Annotated in this window: 20 protein-coding genes; 13 read left to right on the plus strand and 7 right to left on the minus strand. The window is 54.3% G+C overall.

The genetic code is table 11. The features are described from left to right. Position 1: 1 nt before the first annotated feature. The 7 genes from NYE92_RS18515 to leuL form a co-directional block, all read right to left on the minus strand. Positions 2-865 carry a shikimate dehydrogenase gene (locus NYE92_RS18515; protein WP_259019339.1) on the minus strand — a complete coding sequence of 288 codons (864 nt, stop codon included), beginning with the start codon at positions 863-865 and terminating at the stop codon, positions 2-4. 10 nt (positions 866-875) lie between these two features. Continuing rightward, on the minus strand, positions 876-2,909 hold the full coding sequence (locus NYE92_RS18520; protein WP_019106417.1) for an FAD-dependent oxidoreductase: 2,034 nt from the start codon (positions 2,907-2,909) through the stop codon (positions 876-878). Between the two features lie 394 nt (positions 2,910-3,303). Next, positions 3,304-3,909 (minus strand): 3-isopropylmalate dehydratase small subunit, encoded by a 606-nt coding sequence (gene leuD, locus NYE92_RS18525; protein WP_013024597.1) that lies wholly within the window; start codon positions 3,907-3,909, stop codon positions 3,304-3,306. 10 nt (positions 3,910-3,919) lie between these two features. Further along, positions 3,920-5,317: a 3-isopropylmalate dehydratase large subunit gene (gene leuC / locus NYE92_RS18530; protein ID WP_014606594.1), complete on the minus strand. Its 1,398-nt coding sequence runs from the start codon at positions 5,315-5,317 to the stop codon at positions 3,920-3,922. A 4-nt stretch (positions 5,318-5,321) separates the two neighbouring features. Continuing rightward, on the minus strand, positions 5,322-6,413 hold the full coding sequence (leuB, locus tag NYE92_RS18535; RefSeq protein WP_022622256.1) for a 3-isopropylmalate dehydrogenase: 1,092 nt from the start codon (positions 6,411-6,413) through the stop codon (positions 5,322-5,324). A 2-nt stretch (positions 6,414-6,415) separates the two neighbouring features. After that, positions 6,416-7,978, minus strand: a complete 1,563-nt coding sequence (gene leuA / locus NYE92_RS18540) for a 2-isopropylmalate synthase (RefSeq protein ID WP_014606593.1) — start codon at positions 7,976-7,978, stop codon at positions 6,416-6,418. Positions 7,979-8,066: 88 nt separating this feature from the next. Continuing rightward, positions 8,067-8,150 carry a leu operon leader peptide gene (gene leuL, locus NYE92_RS23295; RefSeq protein WP_161611388.1) on the minus strand — a complete coding sequence of 28 codons (84 nt, stop codon included), beginning with the start codon at positions 8,148-8,150 and terminating at the stop codon, positions 8,067-8,069. Positions 8,151-8,884: 734 nt separating this feature from the next. Here leuL and ilvI point away from each other — a divergent pair. From ilvI to murG, 13 genes are all read left to right on the plus strand, one after another. Then, positions 8,885-10,609 carry an acetolactate synthase 3 large subunit gene (gene ilvI / locus NYE92_RS18545; RefSeq protein ID WP_014606592.1) on the plus strand — a complete coding sequence of 575 codons (1,725 nt, stop codon included), beginning with the start codon at positions 8,885-8,887 and terminating at the stop codon, positions 10,607-10,609. A gap of 2 nt (positions 10,610-10,611) precedes the next feature. Next, on the plus strand, positions 10,612-11,103 hold the full coding sequence (gene ilvN, locus NYE92_RS18550) for an acetolactate synthase small subunit (RefSeq protein WP_014592909.1): 492 nt from the start codon (positions 10,612-10,614) through the stop codon (positions 11,101-11,103). A gap of 196 nt (positions 11,104-11,299) precedes the next feature. Then, on the plus strand, positions 11,300-12,310 hold the full coding sequence (gene cra / locus NYE92_RS18555) for a catabolite repressor/activator (protein WP_013024603.1): 1,011 nt from the start codon (positions 11,300-11,302) through the stop codon (positions 12,308-12,310). Between the two features lie 493 nt (positions 12,311-12,803). Further along, positions 12,804-13,262, plus strand: a complete 459-nt coding sequence (mraZ, locus tag NYE92_RS18560; RefSeq protein ID WP_014592911.1) for a division/cell wall cluster transcriptional repressor MraZ — start codon at positions 12,804-12,806, stop codon at positions 13,260-13,262. 2 nt (positions 13,263-13,264) lie between these two features. Next, positions 13,265-14,206, plus strand: a complete 942-nt coding sequence (rsmH, locus tag NYE92_RS18565) for a 16S rRNA (cytosine(1402)-N(4))-methyltransferase RsmH (RefSeq protein WP_014606590.1) — start codon at positions 13,265-13,267, stop codon at positions 14,204-14,206. Next, on the plus strand, positions 14,203-14,523 hold the full coding sequence (gene ftsL, locus NYE92_RS18570; RefSeq protein WP_013024606.1) for a cell division protein FtsL: 321 nt from the start codon (positions 14,203-14,205) through the stop codon (positions 14,521-14,523). The genes rsmH and ftsL overlap by 4 nt, the downstream gene beginning before the upstream one ends. A 16-nt stretch (positions 14,524-14,539) precedes the next feature. Beyond that, positions 14,540-16,306 carry a peptidoglycan glycosyltransferase FtsI gene (locus NYE92_RS18575; RefSeq protein ID WP_013024607.1) on the plus strand — a complete coding sequence of 589 codons (1,767 nt, stop codon included), beginning with the start codon at positions 14,540-14,542 and terminating at the stop codon, positions 16,304-16,306. Then, positions 16,293-17,780, plus strand: coding sequence for a UDP-N-acetylmuramoyl-L-alanyl-D-glutamate--2,6-diaminopimelate ligase (gene murE / locus NYE92_RS18580; RefSeq protein ID WP_014606589.1), 1,488 nt, complete (start codon positions 16,293-16,295; stop codon positions 17,778-17,780). Before NYE92_RS18575 ends, murE begins: the two co-directional genes overlap by 14 nt. Then, positions 17,777-19,135 carry a UDP-N-acetylmuramoyl-tripeptide--D-alanyl-D-alanine ligase gene (gene murF, locus NYE92_RS18585; RefSeq protein WP_210449968.1) on the plus strand — a complete coding sequence of 453 codons (1,359 nt, stop codon included), beginning with the start codon at positions 17,777-17,779 and terminating at the stop codon, positions 19,133-19,135. The genes murE and murF overlap by 4 nt, the downstream gene beginning before the upstream one ends. Further along, positions 19,129-20,211 carry a phospho-N-acetylmuramoyl-pentapeptide-transferase gene (gene mraY, locus NYE92_RS18590; protein WP_013024610.1) on the plus strand — a complete coding sequence of 361 codons (1,083 nt, stop codon included), beginning with the start codon at positions 19,129-19,131 and terminating at the stop codon, positions 20,209-20,211. The genes murF and mraY overlap by 7 nt, the downstream gene beginning before the upstream one ends. Before the next feature lie 2 nt (positions 20,212-20,213). Beyond that, on the plus strand, positions 20,214-21,530 hold the full coding sequence (murD, locus tag NYE92_RS18595; protein WP_029571008.1) for a UDP-N-acetylmuramoyl-L-alanine--D-glutamate ligase: 1,317 nt from the start codon (positions 20,214-20,216) through the stop codon (positions 21,528-21,530). Further along, on the plus strand, positions 21,530-22,744 hold the full coding sequence (ftsW, locus tag NYE92_RS18600; protein WP_013024612.1) for a cell division protein FtsW: 1,215 nt from the start codon (positions 21,530-21,532) through the stop codon (positions 22,742-22,744). Before murD ends, ftsW begins: the two co-directional genes overlap by 1 nt. After that, positions 22,741-23,799 (plus strand): undecaprenyldiphospho-muramoylpentapeptide beta-N-acetylglucosaminyltransferase, encoded by a 1,059-nt coding sequence (murG, locus tag NYE92_RS18605; RefSeq protein WP_013024613.1) that lies wholly within the window; start codon positions 22,741-22,743, stop codon positions 23,797-23,799. Before ftsW ends, murG begins: the two co-directional genes overlap by 4 nt. The last annotated feature ends 62 nt before the right edge of the window (positions 23,800-23,861 follow it).

Raw genomic sequence — 23,861 nt, forward strand, 5'->3', positions numbered from 1 at the left:
CTCAAAAAAGGATGTTTTTGATGTGATCAACCGGCATCGGTTTTCCCGTCCAGATTTCGAACGCGCTTGCGCCTTGCCACAGCATCATGCCGAGACCGTTAATAATACGGCAGCCTTTTTTCTCGGCCGTCTCAAGCAAATGTGTTTTACGTGGGATATAGACCACATCGGAGACAATAAGCTCAGGACGCAGGAAGCTCTCGTCGGGAAGCAGCATCTGTCTTTCAAAGGGTTTCATGCCGACGCCGGTCGCATTGGTCAGAATAACGCTGTCGTTAATTTCAGCACGCAAACGATCGTGGTCGTCGAGGTCAAAAAGGTGAATCTCACAGTCAGTATGGGCGCGAATCTTCGCGACGGTTTCCTGGGCATTTGCAAAGAATTTATCGCGTTGGTTAAAGACCGAGATCGCCTTAACGCCATCCAGGGCGGCCTGAACGCAAATGGCCGTTGCCGCACCGCCCGCGCCCAGAATCGTCATCTTTTTGCCCAGAATATCGATGCCCTCTTCAGCGAGGGCGCGCATATAACCTGTCCCATCCGTGATGTGCCCGGTCAGCACGCCGTTATCATTGACGACGGTATTCACCGCGCCCACAAGCTGTGCTGCGGGAGACAACGTATCCAGATAGCGGCAAACCTCCGTCTTATTGGGCATGGAAACATTGCATCCGCGCAGCTTCAGCGCACGAAAACCCTGCACCACCTTCTCCAGTTCCGCAGTGCCGACCTCAAAAGCCAGATAAACATAGTCCAGCCCAAGGTGCGCGAAAGCTTCGTTGTGCATGGTTGGCGACATGCTGTGGCGAATGGGGGTGGCGATCAGCCCAATCAGCTCGGTATGCCCGGTAATACGTTCTGCCATGATAGTGTCCTCAGTAAGTTAAAAGTGGAATGCTTGTCGCTTCGTGGCTGCCCAGTGCGCCAGTCTCTTCCAGGGCATCCAGTACGTTGCGTCCTTCGCGTACACCATCAATAATTCGCCGGGCTTTCAGGCTGTCGCCGATGTTCATTATTTTGATATGTCTGGCGGTGGCCCAGCGCTCAACGGCCTCGAAACCGCTGCGGTTGGGGCGCATCCCCAGACAGATAAAGCCGTAGTCGAAGGCGATGTCGAAGGTGTGGTGGGCGTTTTTAACGCGGAAGCGATCGGGTTTGACCTCAATGAGCTGCGTGTCCATGTGTTGTTCTACCTGGTGCTGTTCAAGCAGCGTTAACATGGCACTCTTTGTGATGATGTCGAGGTCACGTCCTGGTGAATTCTGCATTTCAATCAGTACTGCTTCAGCGCCCCGGGTGGCAAAATACTCGATGACATCGAGTCCAACGGCACCGCCGCCGACCACGGCGATACGTTTGCCTTGCAGCGCGCTGAATGTATCCAGGTGTTGAATCATGCCCGTAATCGTGAACACGACGCTGCCGGGGCGGTCGATCGTCTCATGTAATCCCGCAATGGGCGGCAGCAGGGGGACAGAGCCCGTGGCATTAACAATTAAGTCGGGACGCAGAACCTCAAGCTGCTCGGGCTGAACCTGTTGTCCCAGATGCAGTTGTAAATTCTCCAGCCGGGCCATACGGTTGCGCAGGAATTGCGGAAAATCGGCAATACGTTTTTTTTCGGGTAATCGTGCGATCTCGACAGCCAGCCCACCGATATGGTTTTTGGCTTCGAACAGCCAGGTCTTGCACCCTACCTCTGCGGCGGTGCAGGCGGCTTCGATGCCTGCCGTGCCAGCCCCGATCACGACGACACGCGTCGGACGCTTGACCTGGCGCTGCTTATAAGCGTCGCCATGGATGATATCGGGGTTAATTGAGCAGCGAAGGGGAAGAGAGCGGGCGATGCGATGGTCGGCGCATCCAATATTGCATGAGATACACTTACGCATTGTCTCCTCATGCCCACTCTGTACCTTTTGTACCCAATCCGGTTCAGCAATCAACCCACGACCAATAGCGATCAGGTCCGCGTCACCCTGAGCAAGAATGTCTTCAGCAAGTTGCGGGGTGCGAATATTGCCTGCGACAACGGTGGGCTTATTAAATCTGGTGCGAACGGCACGTGACAGATAGCGTTTCCAGCCATCCTCTTGAGACATTTGGTCTATCTGTAAATACAGGTTATCATTCTGCGCCGCTGACACATTGATGATGTCGACCTTTTCCTGACAACGTTCAAGAATGTGTAGCGAATCTTCCAGCGTGTTTCCACCTTGTAAGAAATCATCCGCGCTGATACGCAGGCTGATGGGAAACATCGGTCCCACGCAGGCCCGAACTTTGTCGACAATCAGGGTTAAAAAGCGCGACCGATTCTCGATATTGCCACCAAATTCATCAGTACGCTGATTAAACAGTGGAGATAAAAACTGACTGATTAAATAAGAGTGACCGGCATGAATCTCTACGCAGTCAAAATTGGCGCGTCTGACGCGTTCTGCTGCGTCGCCAAATTTGTCAACCGCCCGATATATTTCCTCATGCGTCATCGGACGGGGAATATTACCATTCTTTTTGGAGGGGACCGCGGAGGCGGAAATGGGCATTTCCCCATTGAGGCGATAGGCATAGGCTGATGCACCGGCGTGGTTTAACTGGATGGCGACACAGGTTCCATGTTTATGCAACGTTTCGGTAAGTTTGTATAAGCCAGGAATATACTGATCATTATCAATGCGCAGTTGTGTGGTGCCGTTCGACGCGAAGGGAAAATCCACACAAATATTCTCAATCGTAATGAGCCCAGTGCCGCCCCTGGCGCGAAGCGAATAGTAATCAAGCTGTTCCTGAGACACTTCGCCATTCAGACTGGCCAGGTTGGTGCCCATTGGCGGCATGATGACACGGTTTTTTAACGTCATTCCGTTGATTGTGAGCGGGGTAAACAGGTGAGGATAAGCGTGCATACAGAGTCTCCACAAAAGATCCGACAGCCAGGCTGAGACGATCTCGATGTGTTTTGCGTTAATCTTTATCTGTGGCGATGATAGCGAGGGAGAATGAGCGGAAATAATGCTTTTTTTTCTACAAGCTATAGGTGAGCTCTATGGAGTTAACGATCAAATAACATAAAAATGAAAACGATATTAATTAAATCAGCAAGCCATTTACGTCTTGTGAAAAAAAAGAAGGGAAAGTTGAGAAGAAAATGATGCGAGTCAAAATATCAACGTTGTTGCTGAATAAATAACAGGAGTTCTGCAATAAAATAAATCGCGATTAATTGTTTTAGCGCAGTTTTGCCAGATGAAAAAAAGCCCGAACGGCAGAGCCGAACGGGCTGGTTACATTATTTACGCGTTAACGCATAAAGGCAGGCTGGTTACTTTCGTAAGCCGAGATCGCGCTTTCGTGCTGCAGCGTCAGGCCGATACTGTCCAGCCCGTTCAGCATGCAGTGACGACGAAAGTCATCAATCTTAAAGCTGTAGGTGTTGTTGCCCGCTTTCACGACCTGCGCTTCCAGATCCACTTCGAAGCGGATACCCGGATGCGCATTCACCAGCGTAAACAGCTCCTCCACCTGCTCATCGCTCAGCGTAACCGGCAGTAACTGGTTGTTGAAGCTGTTGCCATAGAAAATATCGGCAAAGCTGGGCGCAATCACGACTTTAAAGCCGTAATCGGTCAGTGCCCAGGGCGCATGCTCACGTGACGAACCACAACCAAAGTTTTCCCGCGTCAGCAGGATAGAAGCACCTTTATACTCCGGAAAGTTGAGAACGAAGTCCGGATTGGGTTCCAGGCCGTGATCGTCCAGGAAACGCCAGTCATTGAACAGGTGGGCGCCAAAGCCTACGCGGGTGACTTTCTGCAAAAACTGCTTTGGAATGATGGCATCGGTATCGACGTTAGCGGCGTCCAGTGGAACCACCAAACCAGTATGTTGGGTAAATTTTTCTGCCATGATGGTGTCCTTATGTCAGGCTGCGAATGTCGGCGAAATGGCCATTAACGGCGGCAGCGGCGGCCATTGCCGGGCTAACCAAATGCGTCCGTCCGCCACGGCCCTGGCGGCCTTCGAAGTTACGGTTACTGGTTGAGGCACAGCGCTCGCCGGGGTTCAGACGGTCGTTGTTCATGGCCAGACACATTGAGCAGCCGGGCAGGCGCCACTCAAATCCTGCTTCAATAAAGATCTTATCCAGCCCTTCCGCTTCGGCCTGTGCTTTAACCGGGCCTGAACCCGGCACCACCAGTGCCTGAACGCCAGGCGCGACCTTACGCCCTTTGGCAATCGCGGCGGCGGCACGCAGATCTTCAATGCGTGAGTTTGTGCAGGAGCCAATAAAGACTTTATCAATGCTGACATCGGTCAGTTTGATGCCGGGTTGCAGATTCATGTAAGCCAGCGCTTTCTCCGCAGAGGCGCGCTCGACCGGATCGGCAAACGAAGCCGGATCGGGAATCTGCGCGTCCACCGCGATCACCTGGCCGGGGTTGGTTCCCCAGGTCACCTGCGGTGCAATCTCTTCCGCATGCAGCGTCACCACGCGGTCAAACTTAGCGCCTGGGTCGGACTTCAGCGTGCCCCAGTACTCAACGGCCTGCTCCCATTTTTCACCTTGAGGTGAAAACTGGCGACCTTTCAGGTAAGCGAAGGTGGTCTCATCCGGGGCGACCAGACCGGCTTTTGCGCCCATCTCGATAGCCATGTTGCACAGCGTCATGCGGCCTTCCATGCTCAACGCTTCAATCGCCGAGCCACAGAATTCAACAACGTGGCCGGTACCACCTGCGCTGCCGGTTTTACCAATAATCGCCAGTACGATATCTTTCGCCGTAATGCCCGGCGCAACCGTACCTGTCACTTCAATCTTCATGGTTTTGGCACGGCCCTGTTTCAGGGTTTGCGTGGCAAAAACATGCTCAACCTCTGACGTACCAATACCAAAGGCCAGTGAACCAAAGGCACCGTGCGTCGCCGTATGGGAATCGCCGCAGACAATGGTCATGCCGGGCAACGTCATGCCTTGCTCTGGCCCAATCACATGCACGATGCCCTGGAACGGGTGATTCAGGTCATACAACTGCACGCCGAATTCGGCACAGTTTTTCATCAGTTCCTGCATCTGAATACGCGCCATTTCGCCCGAAGCATTAATATCTTTGGTCTGGGTGGACACGTTGTGATCCATGGTGGCAAACGTCTTTGAAGGCTGACGAACTTTACGACCGTGGGCACGCAAGCCATCAAAGGCCTGTGGCGAAGTCACCTCATGAATCAGATGACGATCGATATAGAGCAACGGTGTTTCATTCGGCGCTTCGTGAACGACATGTGCATCAAATAACTTCTGGTATAAAGTTTTCATTTTATTATTTTTCCTCGGCGATAAAGCGGGCAATGATGCTGCCCATCTCATCTGTGCTGATCGCAGAGCCGTCACCGGCCAGGTCTTTGGTGCGATAGCCTTCCGCTAACGCCCGGCTGATGGCGCGCTCAATAGCGGCGGCGGCGTCATCGGCATTCAGGCTGTAGCGCAGCAGCAGCGACAGTGACAGGATCTGGGCAATGGGATTCGCAATATTTTGCCCGGCGATATCCGGCGCCGAGCCGCCAGCCGGTTCATACAGGCCAAAACCGTCTTCGCTCAGGCTGGCGGACGGCAACATGCCCATTGAGCCGGTGATCATCGCGCACTCGTCTGACAAAATGTCGCCAAACAGGTTAGAGCACAGCAGCACGTCGAACTGAGAAGGATCTTTGATCAACTGCATGGTGGCGTTGTCGATGTACATGTGGCTCAGCTGAACATCGGGATAATCTTTCGCGATCTCGTTCACGATTTCCCGCCACATAACGGATGTTTGCAGCACGTTAGCTTTATCGACAGAGGTGACTTTATTACGGCGCTTGCGGGCGGACTCGAAAGCCTGACGCGCAATGCGTTCGATTTCAAAACGATGATAGACTTCGGTATCAAAAGCGCGCTCGTGCGGGCCGCTGCCTTCGCGTCCTTTCGGCTGACCAAAATAAATGCCGCCGGTCAGTTCACGTACGCACAGGATATCGAAACCGCGTGCTGCGATATCGCTGCGCAAGGGACAAAAAGCTTCCAGGCCGCTGTAGAGCGCCGCAGGACGCAGGTTGCTGAACAGCTTAAAGTGTTTACGCAGCGGCAACAGCGCCCCGCGCTCGGGTTGAGAGGCCGGGGGCAGGTGCTCCCACTTAGGGCCACCTACCGATCCAAACAGGATTGCGTTGGCCTGTTCGCAGCCTGCAACGGTAGCCGGTGGCAAGGGTTCGCCGTGACGGTCAATGGCGATACCACCGACGTCGTACTCACTGGTGGTAATACGCAGGTTAAAACGCTGACGAATCGCATCCAATACTTTGATAGCCTGGGCCATCACTTCCGGGCCGATTCCGTCGCCCGCCAGTACTGCGATATGTGAAGAGTTTGACATGATTACACCGTTTCCTTCTGATCTTTAGACTTGCGCTGTAACTCTTTCTCGACCTGTTTGGCTCGCCAGATGTTGTTTAATGCGTTCACCATCGCTTTGGCAGAAGACTCGACGATATCCGTCGCCAGACCGACGCCGTGGAACTTACGATTGTTGTAGCCCACCACGATATCAACCTGACCCAGCGCATTCTCGCCGTGGCCTTTTGCCGTCAGCTTGTAATTAACCAGCTCTGCGTTGAACTGGGTAATTCGGTTAATGGCCTGATAAACCGCATCAACCGGACCGTTACCGGTCGCCGCTTCTGATTTCGTTTGTTCGCCGCAGCCCAGATTCACCGACGCGGTGGCCGTGATACTGGAGCCTGACTGCACATTGAAATCATTCAGTTGGAAAAATTCAGGCTCTTCGTTTTGTTTATTAATGAAAGCCAGCGCTTCCAGGTCGTAATCAAACACCTGACCTTTCTTGTCCGCCAGTTTCAGGAAAGCGTCATACAGGGAGTCCAGATTGTATTCGCTTTCTGTGTAGCCCATCTCTTCCATACGATGTTTTACCGCTGCGCGGCCGGAACGGGATGTCAGATTAAGCTGAATTTTGTGCAGGCCAATGGATTCTGGAGTCAGGATTTCATAGTTTTCACGGTTTTTAATGACGCCGTCCTGATGAATGCCCGAAGAGTGGGCAAAGGCGTTAGAACCGACCACCGCTTTATTAGCCGGGATTGGCATGTTGCAGATCTGACTAATCATCTGGCTGGTACGATAAATTTCCTGATGGTGAATGTTGGTGTGAACATTCATGATCTGCTGACGGGTTTTAATCGCCATGATCACTTCTTCCAGTGCGCAGTTACCGGCGCGCTCACCTAACCCGTTCAGCGTACCCTCCACCTGACGCGCGCCAGCCTGCACGGCAGCAATCGCGTTGCCGGTCGCCATACCTAAATCATCATGGGTATGAACAGACAGGATGGCTTTATCGATATTTGGCACGCGGTGAATTAACTGGCTGATAATGTTGGCGTACTCGTTTGGCAAGGTGTAGCCAACGGTATCCGGAATGTTAATGGTGGTGGCACCGGCATTAATTGCGGCTTCGACCATGCGGCACAGGTCGTCAATCGGTGTACGGCCACCGTCTTCGCAGGAAAACTCCACATCGTCCGTGTAGTTACGGGCGCGTTTCACCATGCGCACCGCACGTTCAATCACTTCAGGCAGGGTGCTGCGCAGCTTGGTGGCAATGTGCATGGGTGAGGTGGCAATAAAAGTATGGATACGGAAGGCCTCGGCGACGCGTAAAGACTCGTAGGCGGCATCAATATCTTGTTCAACACAGCGTGCCAGGCCGCAAACCCGGCTGTTTTTAATCGTGCGTGCAATGGTTTGCACGGATTCAAAATCACCCGGTGAGGACACAGGGAAACCGACTTCCATAACATCAACGCCCATACGTTCCAGCGCTAACGCAATTTGCAGTTTTTCTTTCACACTCAGGCTGGCTTGTAATGCCTGTTCACCATCACGCAGAGTGGTATCGAAAATAATAACTTGCTGGCTCATCGTGTTCATCCTTTTGCGTTTCTTGCCTTGCAACGAGCATAAAAAAACCCGCGACAGGCGCGGGTTTTTAACTTTTAGCAGGTTCGAATCAGTGTTTGATTTCGCCCACAAGTCTACCGCGCAGATAAGTTGCGTTTAGTAGTAGACCTGATAGACGGAAAGAAAGTGACATGTTTCAAACCTCGTGAATTTTTTGCTGCCTCTATTGGTACTGGAATCGCCAATCAATGTCAACCATAAGCGAAGGGTTATTTTTTTGTCACAGTAAAGAAAAATGTTCTGACATTTAACGCCTGCGCAGAGTATTAAACGAGACCCTTTGCACGCGCGGCGTTTAGTGCCGACGATCCGGGCCTGAAGGGCTGCGGTGATGGAGTAATGCAATGAAATATAATGATAATTTACTGTCGTGGTATCATTTTACCCAGGCGGTTTTGTTTAAAGGCAGCATAATCGAATGTGCATGACGCGTTTATAAGAGACTTACGCCATAAAAGTGCCCGACCAAAACACGGCTGCCTGAAGGCCTGCATCATATGTTTTTTTTATTTCTTAGATACGGCTGGAAAAAATATCAATCCCAGCATTTTCCTCTGCTATTAACAGACGTATTTAGTTTAATAATCGTAAGCCAAAGTTGGCGAGCAGAGCCTTTGTATCCTGCGCCATTTAATAAAAGGCGTTTGGCGTTTGCCAGCCCGTTTTTCTGCGGTTATGGTAATCGACCTACTCTTAGAAAAAATAACCCAGCAGAATTCTCTGTATCGGGACAGCAGAAATGAATTCTGCTGTCTTTGCAAAAACATAAGGTTTTGATCTTAATTGGCGAATAGCAGGGCAGGATGCATGTGGCTAGCGGGAAAGCAGTCGTCAGTAGATTCAGTTCCTCAAGCCGGGAGGCAGAAAATGGAGATGTTGTCAGGAGCCGAAATGGTCGTCCGGTCGTTAATCGATCAGGGCGTTAAGCAGGTATTCGGTTATCCGGGTGGCGCAGTGCTCGACATTTACGATGCGCTGCAGACCGTCGGCGGTATTGATCACGTTCTGGTTCGTCACGAGCAGGGCGCCGTGCATATGGCCGATGGCCTGGCTCGCGCAACCGGCGAAGTGGGCGTGGTGCTGGTAACGTCGGGTCCGGGCGCAACCAATGCGATCACCGGTATTGCGACGGCCTATATGGATTCTATTCCGTTGGTTATTCTGTCAGGTCAGGTGCCTTCATCCCTGATCGGCTACGACGCCTTCCAGGAATGTGACATGGTGGGTATTTCCCGTCCGGTGGTGAAACACAGTTTCCTGGTGAAAAATACCGAAGAGATCCCGACGGTACTGAAAAAAGCCTTCTGGCTGGCATCCACGGGGCGTCCTGGACCGGTAGTTATCGATCTGCCAAAAGATATTCTCAACCCTGCCAATAAGCTGCCTTATCATTATCCGCAGGAAGTGAGCATGCGCTCCTATAATCCGACGATTCAGGGGCATAAGGGCCAGATCAAGCGTGCGTTAAACACGTTGCTGGCAGCGCATAAGCCGGTGATCTACGCCGGAGGCGGCGCGATTACCTCTTCGTGCGAAGCCGAACTGCTGCAGCTGGCCGAGCGCCTGAATATTCCGGTTACCACGTCATTGATGGGGCTGGGCGCGTTTCCCGGTAGTCATCGTCAGTGCGTAGGCATGCTTGGCATGCATGGCACCTACGAAGCAAATATGACCATGCACAATGCCGATTTGATCTTCGGGGTGGGCGTCCGTTTTGATGACCGCACCACGAACAATCTGGCGAAGTATTGCCCGAACGCTACCGTGATGCACATCGATATCGATCCTACTTCCATTTCAAAAACGGTGGCGGCCGATATTCCGATCGTTGGGGATGCCAAACAGACGTTACAGCAAATGCTCGAACTGCTTGACCAAAGCGAAGCGAAGCAGCAACTGGACAGTCTGCGCGACTGGTGGCAGTCGATTGAAACCTGGCGTGGTCGTCAATGCCTCGAATACGATCGCACCAGCGACAAAATCAAACCGCAGGCGGTTATCGAAACCATTTGTCGTCTCACCAACGGGGAGGCCTATGTGACCTCGGATGTGGGTCAGCATCAGATGTTCGCCGCCCTCTATTACACCTTCGATAAACCCCGTCGCTGGATCAACTCCGGTGGTCTCGGCACCATGGGCTTTGGCCTGCCTGCCGCACTGGGGGTGAAAATGGCCCTGCCTGACGAAACCGTCATCTGCGTTACGGGCGATGGCAGTATTCAGATGAACATCCAGGAGCTCTCTACCGCACTGCAGTACGATTTGCCGGTGTTGGTGCTGAACCTGAATAACCGTTTCCTGGGCATGGTGAAGCAGTGGCAGGATATGATCTATTCTGGCCGCCACTCTCAATCCTATATGGAATCGCTGCCTGATTTTGTTCGTCTGGCAGAAGCCTATGGCCACGTGGGTATTGCCATTAATCATCCCGCTGAGCTGGAAGAGAAGCTGGCCATGGCGCTGGAAACCCTGGCGACAGGACGGCTGGTCTTTGTTGACGTCAACGTTGACGGCAGCGAGCATGTTTACCCGATGCAGATTCGCGGTGGCAGTATGGACGAAATGTGGTTGAGCAAAACGGAGAGGACATAATTATGCGTCGCATTTTATCGGTTTTGCTGGAAAACGAATCCGGCGCATTGTCTCGCGTAGTGGGCCTGTTTTCACAACGCGGCTATAACATTGAGAGTCTCACCGTTGCGCCCACTGACGATCCTACGTTGTCACGCATGACGATTCAGACCGTGGGCGACCAGAAAGTGCTGGAGCAGATCGAGAAGCAACTGCACAAGCTGGTCGATGTACTGCGCGTCACGGAGTTGGGGCAGGGCGCTTACGTTGAACGTGAAATTATGCTGGTGAAAATTCAGGCAACGGGCTATGGCCGTGAAGAGGTAAAGCGCAGCGCCGAAATTTTCCGTGGACAGATCATTGACGTCACGCCTTCGCTTTACACGGTTCAGCTGGCAGGGACGAGCGACAAGCTGGATGCCTTTTTGAACACCGTCCGGGAAGTGGCGGAAATTGTTGAAGTAGCCCGCTCGGGGATTGTGGGCGTGTCTCGTGGTGAGCGCATTATGCGTTAATGACGCACTGGTAGCCTCAGCGAAATTTGCAACCCGGCGAAATGCCGGGTTTTTTCTTTTTAATGCGTAAGACAGCCAACCATCGGAAAAGCGGTTGCTACGCGCACTTTTCTGCTGTTAGATGTGCTAGAAAGGATGTCCATAGCTTATCTGCGGATTAACGATCAGCTTAAGCCTGTTTAATGGTGGGGTTACAGTGAAACTGGATGAAATTGCGCGTCTGGCGGGTGTATCGCGCACCACGGCCAGTTACGTTATTAATGGGAAAGCACGGCAGTATCGTGTCAGCGACAAAACCGTTGAGAAAGTCATGGCGGTGGTGCGCGAGCACAATTACCATCCCAATGCGGTAGCGGCAGGTCTGCGCGCCGGTCGCACGCGCTCGATTGGGCTGGTCATCCCCGATCTGGAAAATACCAGTTACACGCGTATTGCTAACTACCTTGAACGCCAGGCCCGCCAGCGCGGCTACCAGCTGTTGATCGCCTGTTCTGAAGATCAGCCCGATAACGAGATGCGCTGTATTGAACATCTGCTGCAACGCCAGGTTGATGCGATTATCGTTTCAACGTCGCTTCCGCCCGAGCACCCTTTTTATCAGCGCTGGATTAATCACCCGCTGCCGATTATTGCGCTGGACCGGGCGCTGGATCGCGAACACTTTACCAGCGTGGTGGGTGCCGATCAGGATGATGCCTTTGCGCTGGCTGCTGAATTGCGTCAGCTTAAAATCAGTAATGTGCTGTTTATGGGCGCGTTACCTGAATTGTCGGTCAGTTTTCTGCGCGAGCTGGGCTTCAGAGATGCCTGGAAAGAGGATGAGCGCCCGATAGATTACATTTACTGTAACAGTTTTGAACGCACTGCCTCCGCAGCCCTGTTCGAAACCTATCTGGAAAATCATCCAATGCCAGATGCGCTTTTCACCACTTCTTTTGGCCTGCTGCAGGGCGTTATGGATGTTACGCTGAAACGTAACGGCCGCTTACCGGCCGACCTGGCGATTGCCACCTTCGGCGATCATGAGCTGCTGGACTTTCTTGAATGTCCGGTCCTGTCTGTGGGTCAACGTCATCGTGATGTCGCCGAACGGGTGCTGGAATTAGTGTTGGCTTCTTTAGATGAACCCAGAAAACCCAAACCCGGTTTAACCCGAATTCGTCGTAATTTATTACGGCGGGGACAATTAAGCAGAATTTCTAAATAAAATCAGGGCAGCAATGCGTCTGCCCCTGACTATTACCTGCTGTTTTTAAACTCTTTCCTTACAAAGTAAAAAAGCGTCAGCGCTAATCATCTATGCTAACAAATTAACTTAACAGACCATTCTTGTTTACTTACAACTTAGCCGCTGTTTAAAACCCCCGTCCGCGCGCGTGCCGCTGTGCATCCTTTAAGAAATCCCCTAAAATGCGTCCCCTGTCTCAAAACGACGCGCCGCCGTTCGGCCGGAATAAGCGCGCTAATTTTAGCCATGCTGTTTCGGGGCAGGTTTTTTTATTCAGTTATTCATTAGTTTAATTTTGATTAATCATCTTTTGGCGTTTTGAAACCTTCCCAGCGTTAATTCCCGCCTCGGTAAATAATCATATTCACCTGCCGCTCCGGCTTGACAATGATTTCCTACGATCCTTAAACTCGTTTTGTGGTAAAAAGTGGGATAAAGTGGTGTTATTGGGTAATTGAGGGGTGAGACTGGCATGTTCCGTGGAGCAACGTTAGTCAATCTCGACAGCAAAGGACGCCTGGCGGTACCAACCCGCTATCGCAATTTGCTGAACGAGGAATCACAGGGGCAGATGGTGTGTACCATCGACCTCCACCAGCCATGCCTGTTGCTCTACACCTTGCCCGCCTGGGAAATCATTGAGAAGAAGCTGGCGAGTCTTTCCAGCATGAATCCTCTGGAGCGCCGCGTGCAGCGCTTGCTGTTGGGGCATGCCAGTGAATGTCAGATGGACAATGCGGGCCGCTTACTGGTGGCGAATACGCTTCGTCAGCATGCAAATTTAAGCAAAGAAGTGATGCTGGTTGGGCAGTTCAACAAGTTTGAACTGTGGGATGAACAGACCTGGTATCAACAAGTCAGGGAAGATATTGACGCAGAACAGTCAGCTCAGGCGCCTTTATCTGAGCGGTTGCAGGATTTATCGCTATAGCTATGCAGGAAAATTACAAACACACCACCGTGCTGTTGGATGAGGCGGTTAATGGCCTCAACATCAAGGAAGACGGAATCTACATCGACGGCACTTTTGGTCGTGGCGGTCACTCACGCTTAATTTTGGCGCAGCTTGGCGCCAGCGGAAAGCTCATCGCCATTGACCGTGACCCGCAAGCTATCGCCGCGGCGGCTGAGATAAAGGATCCGCGCTTTTCCATTGTTCACGGCCCTTTTTCCGCCCTGGCGGACTACGTGGCAGAGCGTGAACTGGTTGGGCGCATCGACGGCATCTTGCTGGATCTGGGGGTTTCGTCCCCGCAGCTGGATGATGCTGAACGTGGCTTTTCTTTTATGCGCGACGGACCGCTGGATATGCGAATGGATCCAACGCGGGGCCACTCTGCCGCCGAATGGTTGATGCAGGCGGAAGAAGCCGATATCGCATTTGTGCTGAAAACGTATGGGGAAGAGCGTTTTGCAAAACGCATCGCCCGCGCCATCGTCGAGCGCAACCGTGAACAGCCAATGACGCGCACGAAAGAGCTGGCAGAGGTGATCGCCGCGGCCACGCCGATTAAAGACAAGTTTAAACATCCGGCCACCCGCAGCTTCCAGGCGATTCGGATCTGGATTAACAGCGAACTGGAAGAGATCGATACCGCCCTGAAAGGCGCGGTCGAGGTCCTGGCTCCACAAGGGCGTTTGTCCGTTATTAGCTTCCATTCGCTGGAAGACCGTTTAGTAAAACGCTTTATGCGCGATCAAAGTCGGGGTCCGCAGGTGCCGCGTGGACTGCCAATGACCGAACAGCAGCTCAATGCGCTGGGCGGTCGTCAGTTAACGTTACTGGGCAAGATGGTACCGGGTGACGCCGAGGTGAAAGAGAACCCCCGTGCGCGTAGTTCCGTTTTACGCATCGCGGAGAGAACCGACGCATGATCGGCAACGAAAGGCACAGCCTACCCGGCGTTATCGCTGGGGATATTTTGCGCAAAGGCAAAATTCCGCTGCTGTTGCTGATTGCTGTACTGGTTTCTGCCGTGTTGGTGGTCACCACTACGCATAAAACGCGCCTGTTAACTGCCCAGCGAGAGCAGCTGGTGCTGGAGCGCGATGCGCTGGACATTGAATGGCGCAATTTGATTCTGGAAGAGAACGCCCTTGGCGATCACAGCCGCGTTGAGCGGATCGCCACCGAAAAGCTGCAGATGCAGCACGTTGATCCTTCGCAGGAAAACATCGTGGTGCAAAAATAAGGATCTGTTACTGCTAATGAACGGCGTAAAAAGAACGCTGAAGTTAAAAAAACCAGAAGATAAAGCCAGCTTTGTAAGCTGGCGTTTTGCGTTGTTATGCGGTTGCATTTTGCTGGCGTTAGGTGGGCTGCTGTCCCGGGTTGCGTGGCTGCAGGTGATCAATCCAGACAAGCTGGTTAAAGAGGGCGATTTACGCTCCTTACGCGTTCAGGCGGTGCCGACCGCGCGCGGGATGATCAGCGATCGCGGTGGCCGTCCGCTGGCGGTCAGCGTGCCGGTTAATGCGATCTGGGCCGATCCTAAAGAGCTGCACGATGCCGGTGGCGTCACGCTCGACAGCCGCTGGAAAGCGTTGTCAGATGCGCTTTCCATCCCGATCGATCAGCTGGCCGCGCGCGTAAATGCCAATCCCAAAGGGCGCTTTATTTATCTGGCGCGCCAGGTTAATCCCGCCATTGGGGAATATGTTAAAAAACTTAAGCTGCCGGGCATTCACCTGCGCGAAGAGTCCCGTCGCTACTATCCGGCGGGGCAGGTCACCTCACACCTCATCGGCTTTACCAATATTGATGGCGAAGGCATTGAAGGCATCGAAAAGAGCTTCGATAAATGGCTGACCGGCGAGCCGGGCGAGCGAACCGTACGTAAAGATCGCTATGGCCGTGTTATCGAAGATATCTCCTCTGTAGACAGCCGTGCCGCGCATAACCTGACGCTGAGCATCGACGAACGCCTGCAGGCGCTGGTCTACCGCGAACTTAATAACGCGGTGGCGTTTAACAAAGCGGAATCAGGCACGGCGGTGCTGGTGGACGTTAACACCGGTGAAGTGCTGGCGATGGCCAACAGTCCGGCATACAACCCGAATAATCTGAGCGACACGGCCAAAGACCTGATGCGTAACCGCGCCATCACCGACATTTTTGAACCCGGTTCAACGGTGAAGCCGATGGTAGTGATGACGGCGCTGCAACGTGGCGTGGTGAAAGAGAACAGCGTGCTGAATACCGTTCCCTACCGCGTCAACGGCCATGAAATCAAAGATGTCGCGCGTTATAACGAACTGACTTTGACAGGTGTTTTACAGAAATCGAGTAACGTTGGTGTTTCACGACTGGCGTTAGCGATGCCCTCCTCAGCACTGGTAGAAACTTACGCGCGCTTTGGGCTGGGCAAACCGACCAATTTGGGGCTGGTCGGGGAAAGTAGTGGCTTATACCCTAAAAAACAACGGTGGTCTGACATAGAGAGGGCCACCTTCTCTTTCGGCTACGGGCTAATGGTAACCCCGTTACAGTTAGCGCGAGTCTATGCAACCATTGGCAGCTTTGGCATTGCCCGTCCGCTGTCGATAACGAAAGTTGATCCGCCGGTAGGCGGAGAGCGCGTGTTTCCTGAGGCCCTCGTGAAAACCGTGGTCCACATGATGGAAAGCGTGGCGCTACCGGGCGGCGGCGGGGTAAAAGCCGCCATTAAAGGCTATCGCGTGGCGATCAAAACCGGTACGGCGAAAAAGGTCGGCCCGGATGGTCGTTACGTGAATAAATACATTGCGTATACCGCAGGCGTTGCGCCTGCCAGTCGCCCTCGTTTTGCGCTGGTGGTGGTCATTAACGATCCCCAGGCCGGTAAATATTATGGTGGTGCGGTTTCTGCACCGGTGTTCGGTGCCATCATGGGCGGCGTGCTGCGCACCATGAACATCGAACCGGATGCCCTGCCGACCAATGACAAAAACGAGTTGGTGACAAACAGAAGTGAGGAATCAAGTGACAGATCGTAACCTGCGCGACTTACTCGGACCGTGGGTGCCTGACGCACCCGCGCGCCCGTTGCGTGACATGACTCTGGACAGTCGCTTAGCGGCTGCAGGTGATCTGTTTGTTGCAATTGCAGGCCATCAGGTTGACGGACGCCGGTTTATTCCTCAGGCAATTGCGCAGGGCGTGGCGGCCGTTATCGCGGAAGCGGAAGGGGAAGCAAGCGACGGTGAAATTCGGGAGATGCACGGCGTACCGGTGATTTATCTGGCGCAACTGCATCAGCGTCTTTCTGCCCTGGCAGGCCGTTTTTACCAGCAGCCGGGCGAAAAGCAGAAACTGATTGGCGTGACCGGTACGAACGGCAAAACCACGACCACACAGCTGCTGGCGCAGTGGGCCAGCCTGCTGGGTGAAACCAGCGCGGTGATGGGGACAGTCGGCAATGGTCTGGTCGGGCAACTGGTCCCGGCTGAAAACACCACCGGTTCAGCGGTGGATGTGCAACATAACCTGGACGAACTGGTCAGGAAGGGCGCATCGCTGACGGCAATGGAAATTTCCTCGCACGGGCTGGTACAGCATCGGGTCGCAGCGCTGCCGTTTGCCGCTGCCGTCTTTACGAATCTCAGTCGCGACCATCTTGATTATCACGGTGACATGCAGCAGTACGAGTCCGCTAAATGGCTGCTGTTTTCCGAACATCAGGTCGGTGTGGCCATTATCAATGCTGACGATGAGGTCGGTCGCCGCTGGCTGGCAAACCTGCCAGACGCTGTGGCCGTCACGATGGAAAATAATCTGCAGCCCGGCTGTCATGGCCGCTGGCTTCGTGCGACTGACGTGAATTATCACGACAATGGTGCGCACATTCGTTTTGACTCCAGCTGGGGCGAGGGCGAAATGAACAGTCGCCTGATGGGCGCCTTCAACGTCAGCAATTTACTGCTGGCGCTGGCGACGCTGCTGGCGCTGGGCTACGCCCTGGACGATCTGCTGCGCGTAGCGGCAAGACTGCAGCCGGTGAACGGACGCATGGAGGTCTTTAGCGCCACCGGTAAACCCACCGTGGTAGTGGATTATGCCCATACGCCAGATGCATTAGAGAAAGCGCTGGAAGCGGCGCGGCTGCATTGCAAAGGCAAACTATGGTGCCTGTTTGGATGTGGTGGCGATCGTGATAAAGGTAAGCGCCCACTAATGGGAGCGATCGCTGAGCAATTTGCCGACATCGTGGTGGTGACAGATGATAACCCACGAAGCGAAGATCCGCAGGCTATCGTACAGGATATTCTGAGTGGGCTGCTTGACCCTGGCCGTGCCCGCGTGGTCGCCGGTCGGGCGCAGGCCGTGACCAGCACCATTATGCAGGCCCAGCCCGATGACATCGTACTGGTGGCTGGAAAAGGTCACGAAGACTACCAAATTATTGGCAATCAACGCCTGGATTACTCCGATCGTGCCACGGTCGCCACACTGCTAGGAGGCGTAGCATGATTCCGGTTTCATTGAGCACATTGGCAGAGATCGCCAGCGGCACCCTGCACGGCGATGACCTGGTTTTAAATGACGTCACGACGGATACCCGTAAGGTCACCGCAGGCAGCCTGTTTGTGGCCATCGTGGGCGAGCGTTTTGATGCCCACGACTTTGCAGAAGATGCCATCGCCAAGGGTGCCAAAGCCTTGCTGGTGAGTAAGCATTTACCTGTCTCAGTGCCTCAGGTGGTTGTAAAAGATACGCGTATCGCCTTTGGTAAGCTGGCAGCATGGGTGCGCCAGCAGGCCACTGCCCGCGTTGTCGCGCTGACCGGCTCATCCGGCAAAACGTCAGTGAAAGAGATGACCGCGTCCATTTTGCGTCAGTGCGGCGAAACGCTGCATACCGCCGGTAACCTGAATAACGATTTTGGCGTGCCCATGACCTTGCTGCGTCTCACGCCAGAACATCAGTATGCCGTCATTGAGCTTGGCGCCAATCATCAGGGCGAAATCGCTTACACCACTGACCTGGTTCGTCCGGAAGCGGCACTGGTCAATAATCTGGCCGCCGCGCACCTCGAAGGCTTCGGGTCGCTGGAAGGTGTAGCAAAAGCGAAGGGTGAAATTTTTTACGGCCTGCCTGCCAGGGGAACGGCCATTTTAAATGCTGACAGCAATGACTGGCCGCGCTGGCAGGAGAACCTGCACGGTAAAACGGTCTGGCGTTTCTCGCCTCAGGCCGCGGACTGTGACTTCGGTGCGCATGATATCCGCATTCGTCAGGATGGGACCCATTTTGTGATGCGCACGCCCCGTGGAGAAGCCGACATCATTCTGCCGTTGCCCGGGCGGCACAATATCGCCAATGCGCTGGCCGCTGCTGCGCTCGCCCTGTCGGTCGATGCGCCGCTTAGCGCAGTTCAGGCGGGCCTGAAAAGTCTTCAGTCCGTTCCCGGTCGCTTATTCCCTGTTCGCCTCTCTGAGCATCAACTCATTCTGGATGACAGCTATAACGCCAACGTAGGATCGATGGTTGCGGCGGCACAGGTGCTGTCTGAGATGCCGGGCTACCGTGTGATGGTCGTGGGCGATATGGCTGAATTAGGTGATGAAAGCGAAAAGTTTCATCGTGAAGTCGGGCTGGCGGCTAAAGCTGCAGGGCTGGATCGGGTGCTCAGCACCGGTCAGTTCAGCCACTTCCTGAGTGAAAGCAGTGGCGTTGGCGAACATTTCAGCGATAAAACCGCGCTGACTGAACGTTTACGCCAGCTGCTGTCCGCACACCAGGAAATGACCGTATTGATTAAGGGCTCGCGTAGTGCCGCCATGGAGCAGGTAGTACAGAGTTTACAGGAGAAAGGAACATGTTAGTTTGGCTGGCCGAGCATCTGGTCGCATTTTATTCCGGCTTCAACGTCTTTTCGTATCTGACGTTTCGCGCCATTGTCAGCCTGCTGACCGCACTGTTTATTTCACTGTGGATGGGCCCACGGCTGATTGCGTGGTTGCAAAAACTGCAAATCGGCCAGGTTGTGCGTAACGATGGTCCAGAGTCGCACTTTAGCAAGCGCGGTACGCCGACCATGGGCGGCATCATGATTTTGACGTCGATAACCCTGTCAGTATTGATGTGGGCTTATCCTTCCAACCCGTACGTCTGGTGCGTACTGGTGGTGCTGGTGGGCTTTGGCGTGATCGGTTTTGTCGACGATTACCGCAAAGTGGTCCGTAAAGACACGAAAGGGCTGATTGCGCGCTGGAAATATTTCTGGATGTCGGTGATCTCTCTGGGCGTCGCTTTTGCGCTTTACCTGGCCGGAAAAGATACCCCGGCGACCGAGCTGGTGGTGCCTTTCTTTAAAGATGTTATGCCACAGCTGGGCTTGTTTTACATCGTACTGGCTTACTTCGTCATCGTCGGCACCGGCAATGCCGTTAACCTCACCGATGGTCTGGACGGCCTGGCGATCATGCCGACCGTCTTTGTTGCGGCGGGCTTTGCGCTGGTTGCCTGGGCAACGGGTAACGTGAAATTCGCAGAATATCTGCATATTCCTTATCTGCGCCACGCTGGCGAACTGGTGATCGTCTGTACCGCTATCGTGGGGGCGGGCTTAGGGTTCCTCTGGTTCAACACCTATCCGGCCCAGGTGTTTATGGGGGATGTCGGATCGCTGGCGCTGGGCGGCGCACTGGGCACCATCGCCGTGCTGCTGCGTCAGGAATTTTTACTCGTGATCATGGGCGGCGTGTTTGTTGTTGAAACCCTGTCGGTGATCCTGCAAGTGGGATCGTTCAAGCTCCGCGGGCAACGCATTTTCCGTATGGCGCCGATTCACCACCACTATGAACTTAAAGGCTGGCCGGAGCCGCGCGTGATTGTGCGCTTCTGGATTATTTCGCTCATGCTGGTGCTGATTGGCCTGGCGACGCTGAAGGTACGTTAATCATGGCTGACTATCGCGGGAGAAAAGTTGTCATCATCGGACTGGGCCTGACCGGGCTGTCCTGTGTTGATTTCTTTGTAGCGCAGGGCGTAACGCCACGCGTGATGGATACCCGTATGTCACCGCCCGGGCTGGACAAGCTGCCTGAGCAGGTGGAGCGCTATGTGGGCGGGATCAACAGCGACTGGCTGTTGGCTGCCGACCTGATTGTTGCCAGCCCCGGTATTGCGCTGGCACATCCGGCGCTGTGCGAAGCCGCGGATGCGGGCATCGAAATCGTGGGCGATATTGAGCTGTTTTGCCGTGAAGCACAGGCACCCATCGTGGCAATTACCGGTTCGAACGGAAAAAGTACGGTCACCACCTTAGTCGGCGAAATGGCGAAGGCCGCAGGCTGGCAGGTCGGTGTCGGCGGCAACATTGGCTTACCCGCCCTCAGCCTGCTGAAAGCGCCTGCGCAGCTCTATGTCCTTGAACTGTCCAGCTTTCAGCTGGAGACCACTCACAGCCTGAAAGCCGCAGCGGCCACCATCCTTAACGTGACTGAAGATCATATGGATCGCTATCCGTTAGGTATGCAGCAGTATCGGGCAGCAAAACTGCGGATTTACGAAAACGCGCAGGTCTGTGTCGTGAACGCGGATGATGGCATGACGATGCCGGTACGCGGCGCTGACGCGCGCTGCGTGAGTTTTGGTATCGATATTGGTGATTATCACCTTAATAAGCAGCAGGGCAGCATCTGGCTGCGCGCCAAAGGCGAGAAGGTCCTGAATACCGACGAAATGACGCTGGTAGGCCAACACAATTACACCAATGCGCTGGCGGCTTTAGCGCTGGCAGATGCGGTAGGGCTGCCCCGCTCAACCAGCCTGTCTGCGCTGGCAGCGTACTCTGGACTGCCGCACCGCTTTCAACTGGTTCATCAGAGTCGCGGGGTGCGCTGGATCAATGATTCAAAAGCGACCAACGTTGGCAGCACGGAAGCGGCACTGAAAGGCTTACAGGTTAACGGCACGCTCTGGCTGCTGCTCGGGGGCGATGGGAAATCGGCTGATTTCTCGCCGCTGGCCACTTATCTGCAAGGCGATCGTATCCGGCTGTACTGCTTTGGTCGCGATGGCGATGCGCTCGCCGCGCTGCGGCCTGACGTGGCGGTGCGTACCGATACGCTGCAGCAGGCCATGGAGCAGATCGCCAGACAGGTCCAGCCGGACGATATGGTACTGCTTTCCCCCGCCTGTGCCAGCCTCGATCAGTTTCGCAATTTTGAACAGCGCGGTGACGTCTTCGCGCAGCTGGCAAGGGAGTTAAGCTGATGCGGATTCCTGGTGCAGGCATAGTGAATTATCTGTCAGGTCGCCTGAGCAACTGGGTGATGGGGTCGCGTGAGAGCGACGATACCTCACTGGTGCTCTACGATCGTACGCTGCTGTGGTTAACCCTGGGATTAGCCGCGATTGGTTTTGTGATGGTGACGTCGGCATCAATGCCGGTAGGTCAGCGTCTGAATGACGATCCGTTCTACTTTGCCAAGCGTGATGCGTTCTATATTGCGCTGGCATTCGGCATGGCGCTGGTCACGCTGCGCGTTCCGATGGATTTCTGGCAGCGCTACAGCAACATAATGCTGATGGTTTCCGTCGCCATGCTGCTGATTGTGTTGGTGGTGGGCAGCTCGGTAAACGGTGCGTCACGCTGGATTGCCTTGGGGCCGCTGCGTATTCAGCCCGCTGAGTTATCTAAACTCACGCTCTTCTGCTATCTCGCCAGTTACCTGGTGCGCAAGGTAGAAGAAGTGCGAAATAACTTCTGGGGCTTTTGTAAGCCAATGGGCGTGATGGTGGTGCTGGCCGTACTGCTGCTGGCCCAGCCCGATCTGGGGACGGTGGTAGTGCTGTTTGTCACTACGCTGGCGATGCTGTTTCTGGCGGGGGCCAAACTGTGGCAGTTCCTGGCCATTATCGGCTCCGGCATCTTTGCTGTGGTGCTGCTGATCATCGCCGAGCCATACCGTATGCGCCGTGTCACCTCGTTCTGGAATCCGTGGGAAGATCCGTTCGGCAGCGGCTACCAGCTGACGCAGTCTCTGATGGCGTTTGGCCGCGGTGAATTCTGGGGGCAGGGGCTGGGGAATTCGGTTCAGAAACTGGAGTATTTGCCCGAAGCCCATACCGACTTTATTTTCTCCATTATCGGAGAAGAACTGGGTTACATCGGTGTGGTTTTAGCGCTGTTAATGGTATTCTTCGTGGCTTTTCGTGCGATGTCGATTGGCCGGCGCGCGCTTGAACTTGATCAACGTTTTTCCGGCTTTTTAGCCTGTTCAATTGGCGTGTGGTTCAGCTTTCAGGCACTGGTCAACGTGGGCGCTGCGGCCGGTATGTTACCGACCAAAGGTCTGACGTTGCCGCTGATTAGTTACGGTGGCTCGAGTTTGATCATTATGTCGACGGCCATCGTATTTTTGTTACGTATTGATTATGAAACGCGTCTGGCTAAAGCGCAGGCGTTTACCCGAGGTGGTCGATGAGTGGTAAACGATTGATGGTAATGGCAGGTGGCACCGGTGGACACGTTTTCCCGGGGCTGGCTGTTGCCCATCATCTGAAAGCGCAGGGCTGGGAAGTTCGCTGGTTAGGCACTGCAGATCGTATGGAAGCCGATCTGGTACCGAAGCACGGTATCGACATCGACTTCATTCGTATCAGCGGATTACGCGGCAAGGGCATCAAAGCCCTGCTGTTGGCACCGGTGCGTATTTTCAACGCCTGGCGTCAGGCTCGCAAGATTATTAAAGCCTGGAAGCCTGACGTTGTGCTGGGCATGGGTGGCTATGTTTCGGGGCCGGGTGGCCTGGCTGCATGGAGCTGTGGTGTTCCTGTGGTGCTGCATGAGCAAAACGGGATCGCCGGGCTGACAAACAAGTGGCTGGCAAAAATTGCCACCAAGGTTATGCAGGCGTTTCCCGGCGCCTTTCCTCACGCAGAGGTGGTAGGAAACCCGGTACGTACAGACGTGCTGGCACTGCCCTCACCGGCTCAGCGTCTGGCCGGGCGCAGCGGCGCTATCCGTATTCTGGTGGTGGGTGGCAGCCAGGGCGCACGTATCCTTAACCAGACCGTGCCCCAGATTGCGGCTCTACTGGGTGAGCAGATTACCGTCTGGCATCAGACCGGAAAAGGCGCGTTGCAGGACGTTCAACATGCTTATCAGCAAGTGGGTCAGGACCATCACAAGGTGACCGAGTTTATTGATGATATGGCAGCGGCCTACGCCTGGGCAGACGTCGTGATTTGCCGCTCAGGTGCACTGACGGTGAGTGAGATCGCCGCGGCAGGATTACCGGCGATCTTCGTGCCGTTTCAGCATAAAGATCGTCAGCAGTACTGGAATGCCTTGCCGCTTGAGGGCGCAGGTGCAGCCAAAATTTTTGAGCAGCCGCAGTTTACAGCGGAGGCGGTAGCGGAAACGTTGCGTCACTGGGATCGACCAACATTACTCGCGATGGCTGAAAAAGCCCACGAGGTGGCGGTACCCGATGCGACTGAACGGGTCGCGCAGGAAGTGGCTCGCGCCGCACATTAACGCATCAGGTCAGCCTGGCTGACCCGTGCTCATATTGAGCACAAACTGAATGAGTAGGTAGG

Source organism: Pantoea sp. B566 (assembly GCF_024793925.1).
Lineage (GTDB): Bacteria > Pseudomonadota > Gammaproteobacteria > Enterobacterales > Enterobacteriaceae > Pantoea > Pantoea ananatis.

Bases quoted from the DNA above. Each gene is read 5' to 3' on its own strand.
- ftsW (WP_013024612.1), top strand. From the start codon at position 21,530: ATGCGGATTCCTGGTGCAGGCATAGTGAATTATCTGTCAGGTCGCCTG.
- NYE92_RS18520 (WP_019106417.1), bottom strand. From the start codon at position 2,909: ATGCACGCTTATCCTCACCTGTTTACCCCGCTCACAATCAACGGAATG.
- NYE92_RS18515 (WP_259019339.1), bottom strand. From the start codon at position 865: ATGGCAGAACGTATTACCGGGCATACCGAGCTGATTGGGCTGATCGCC.
- leuC (WP_014606594.1), bottom strand. From the start codon at position 5,317: ATGAAAACTTTATACCAGAAGTTATTTGATGCACATGTCGTTCACGAA.
- murG (WP_013024613.1), top strand. From the start codon at position 22,741: ATGAGTGGTAAACGATTGATGGTAATGGCAGGTGGCACCGGTGGACAC.
- rsmH (WP_014606590.1), top strand. From the start codon at position 13,265: ATGCAGGAAAATTACAAACACACCACCGTGCTGTTGGATGAGGCGGTT.
- mraZ (WP_014592911.1), top strand. From the start codon at position 12,804: ATGTTCCGTGGAGCAACGTTAGTCAATCTCGACAGCAAAGGACGCCTG.
- ftsL (WP_013024606.1), top strand. From the start codon at position 14,203: ATGATCGGCAACGAAAGGCACAGCCTACCCGGCGTTATCGCTGGGGAT.
- murF (WP_210449968.1), top strand. From the start codon at position 17,777: ATGATTCCGGTTTCATTGAGCACATTGGCAGAGATCGCCAGCGGCACC.
- mraY (WP_013024610.1), top strand. From the start codon at position 19,129: ATGTTAGTTTGGCTGGCCGAGCATCTGGTCGCATTTTATTCCGGCTTC.
- leuA (WP_014606593.1), bottom strand. From the start codon at position 7,978: ATGAGCCAGCAAGTTATTATTTTCGATACCACTCTGCGTGATGGTGAA.
- NYE92_RS18575 (WP_013024607.1), top strand. From the start codon at position 14,540: ATGAACGGCGTAAAAAGAACGCTGAAGTTAAAAAAACCAGAAGATAAA.
- murD (WP_029571008.1), top strand. From the start codon at position 20,214: ATGGCTGACTATCGCGGGAGAAAAGTTGTCATCATCGGACTGGGCCTG.
- leuL (WP_161611388.1), bottom strand. From the start codon at position 8,150: ATGTCACTTTCTTTCCGTCTATCAGGTCTACTACTAAACGCAACTTAT.
- leuB (WP_022622256.1), bottom strand. From the start codon at position 6,413: ATGTCAAACTCTTCACATATCGCAGTACTGGCGGGCGACGGAATCGGC.
- leuD (WP_013024597.1), bottom strand. From the start codon at position 3,909: ATGGCAGAAAAATTTACCCAACATACTGGTTTGGTGGTTCCACTGGAC.
- ilvN (WP_014592909.1), top strand. From the start codon at position 10,612: ATGCGTCGCATTTTATCGGTTTTGCTGGAAAACGAATCCGGCGCATTG.
- ilvI (WP_014606592.1), top strand. From the start codon at position 8,885: ATGGAGATGTTGTCAGGAGCCGAAATGGTCGTCCGGTCGTTAATCGAT.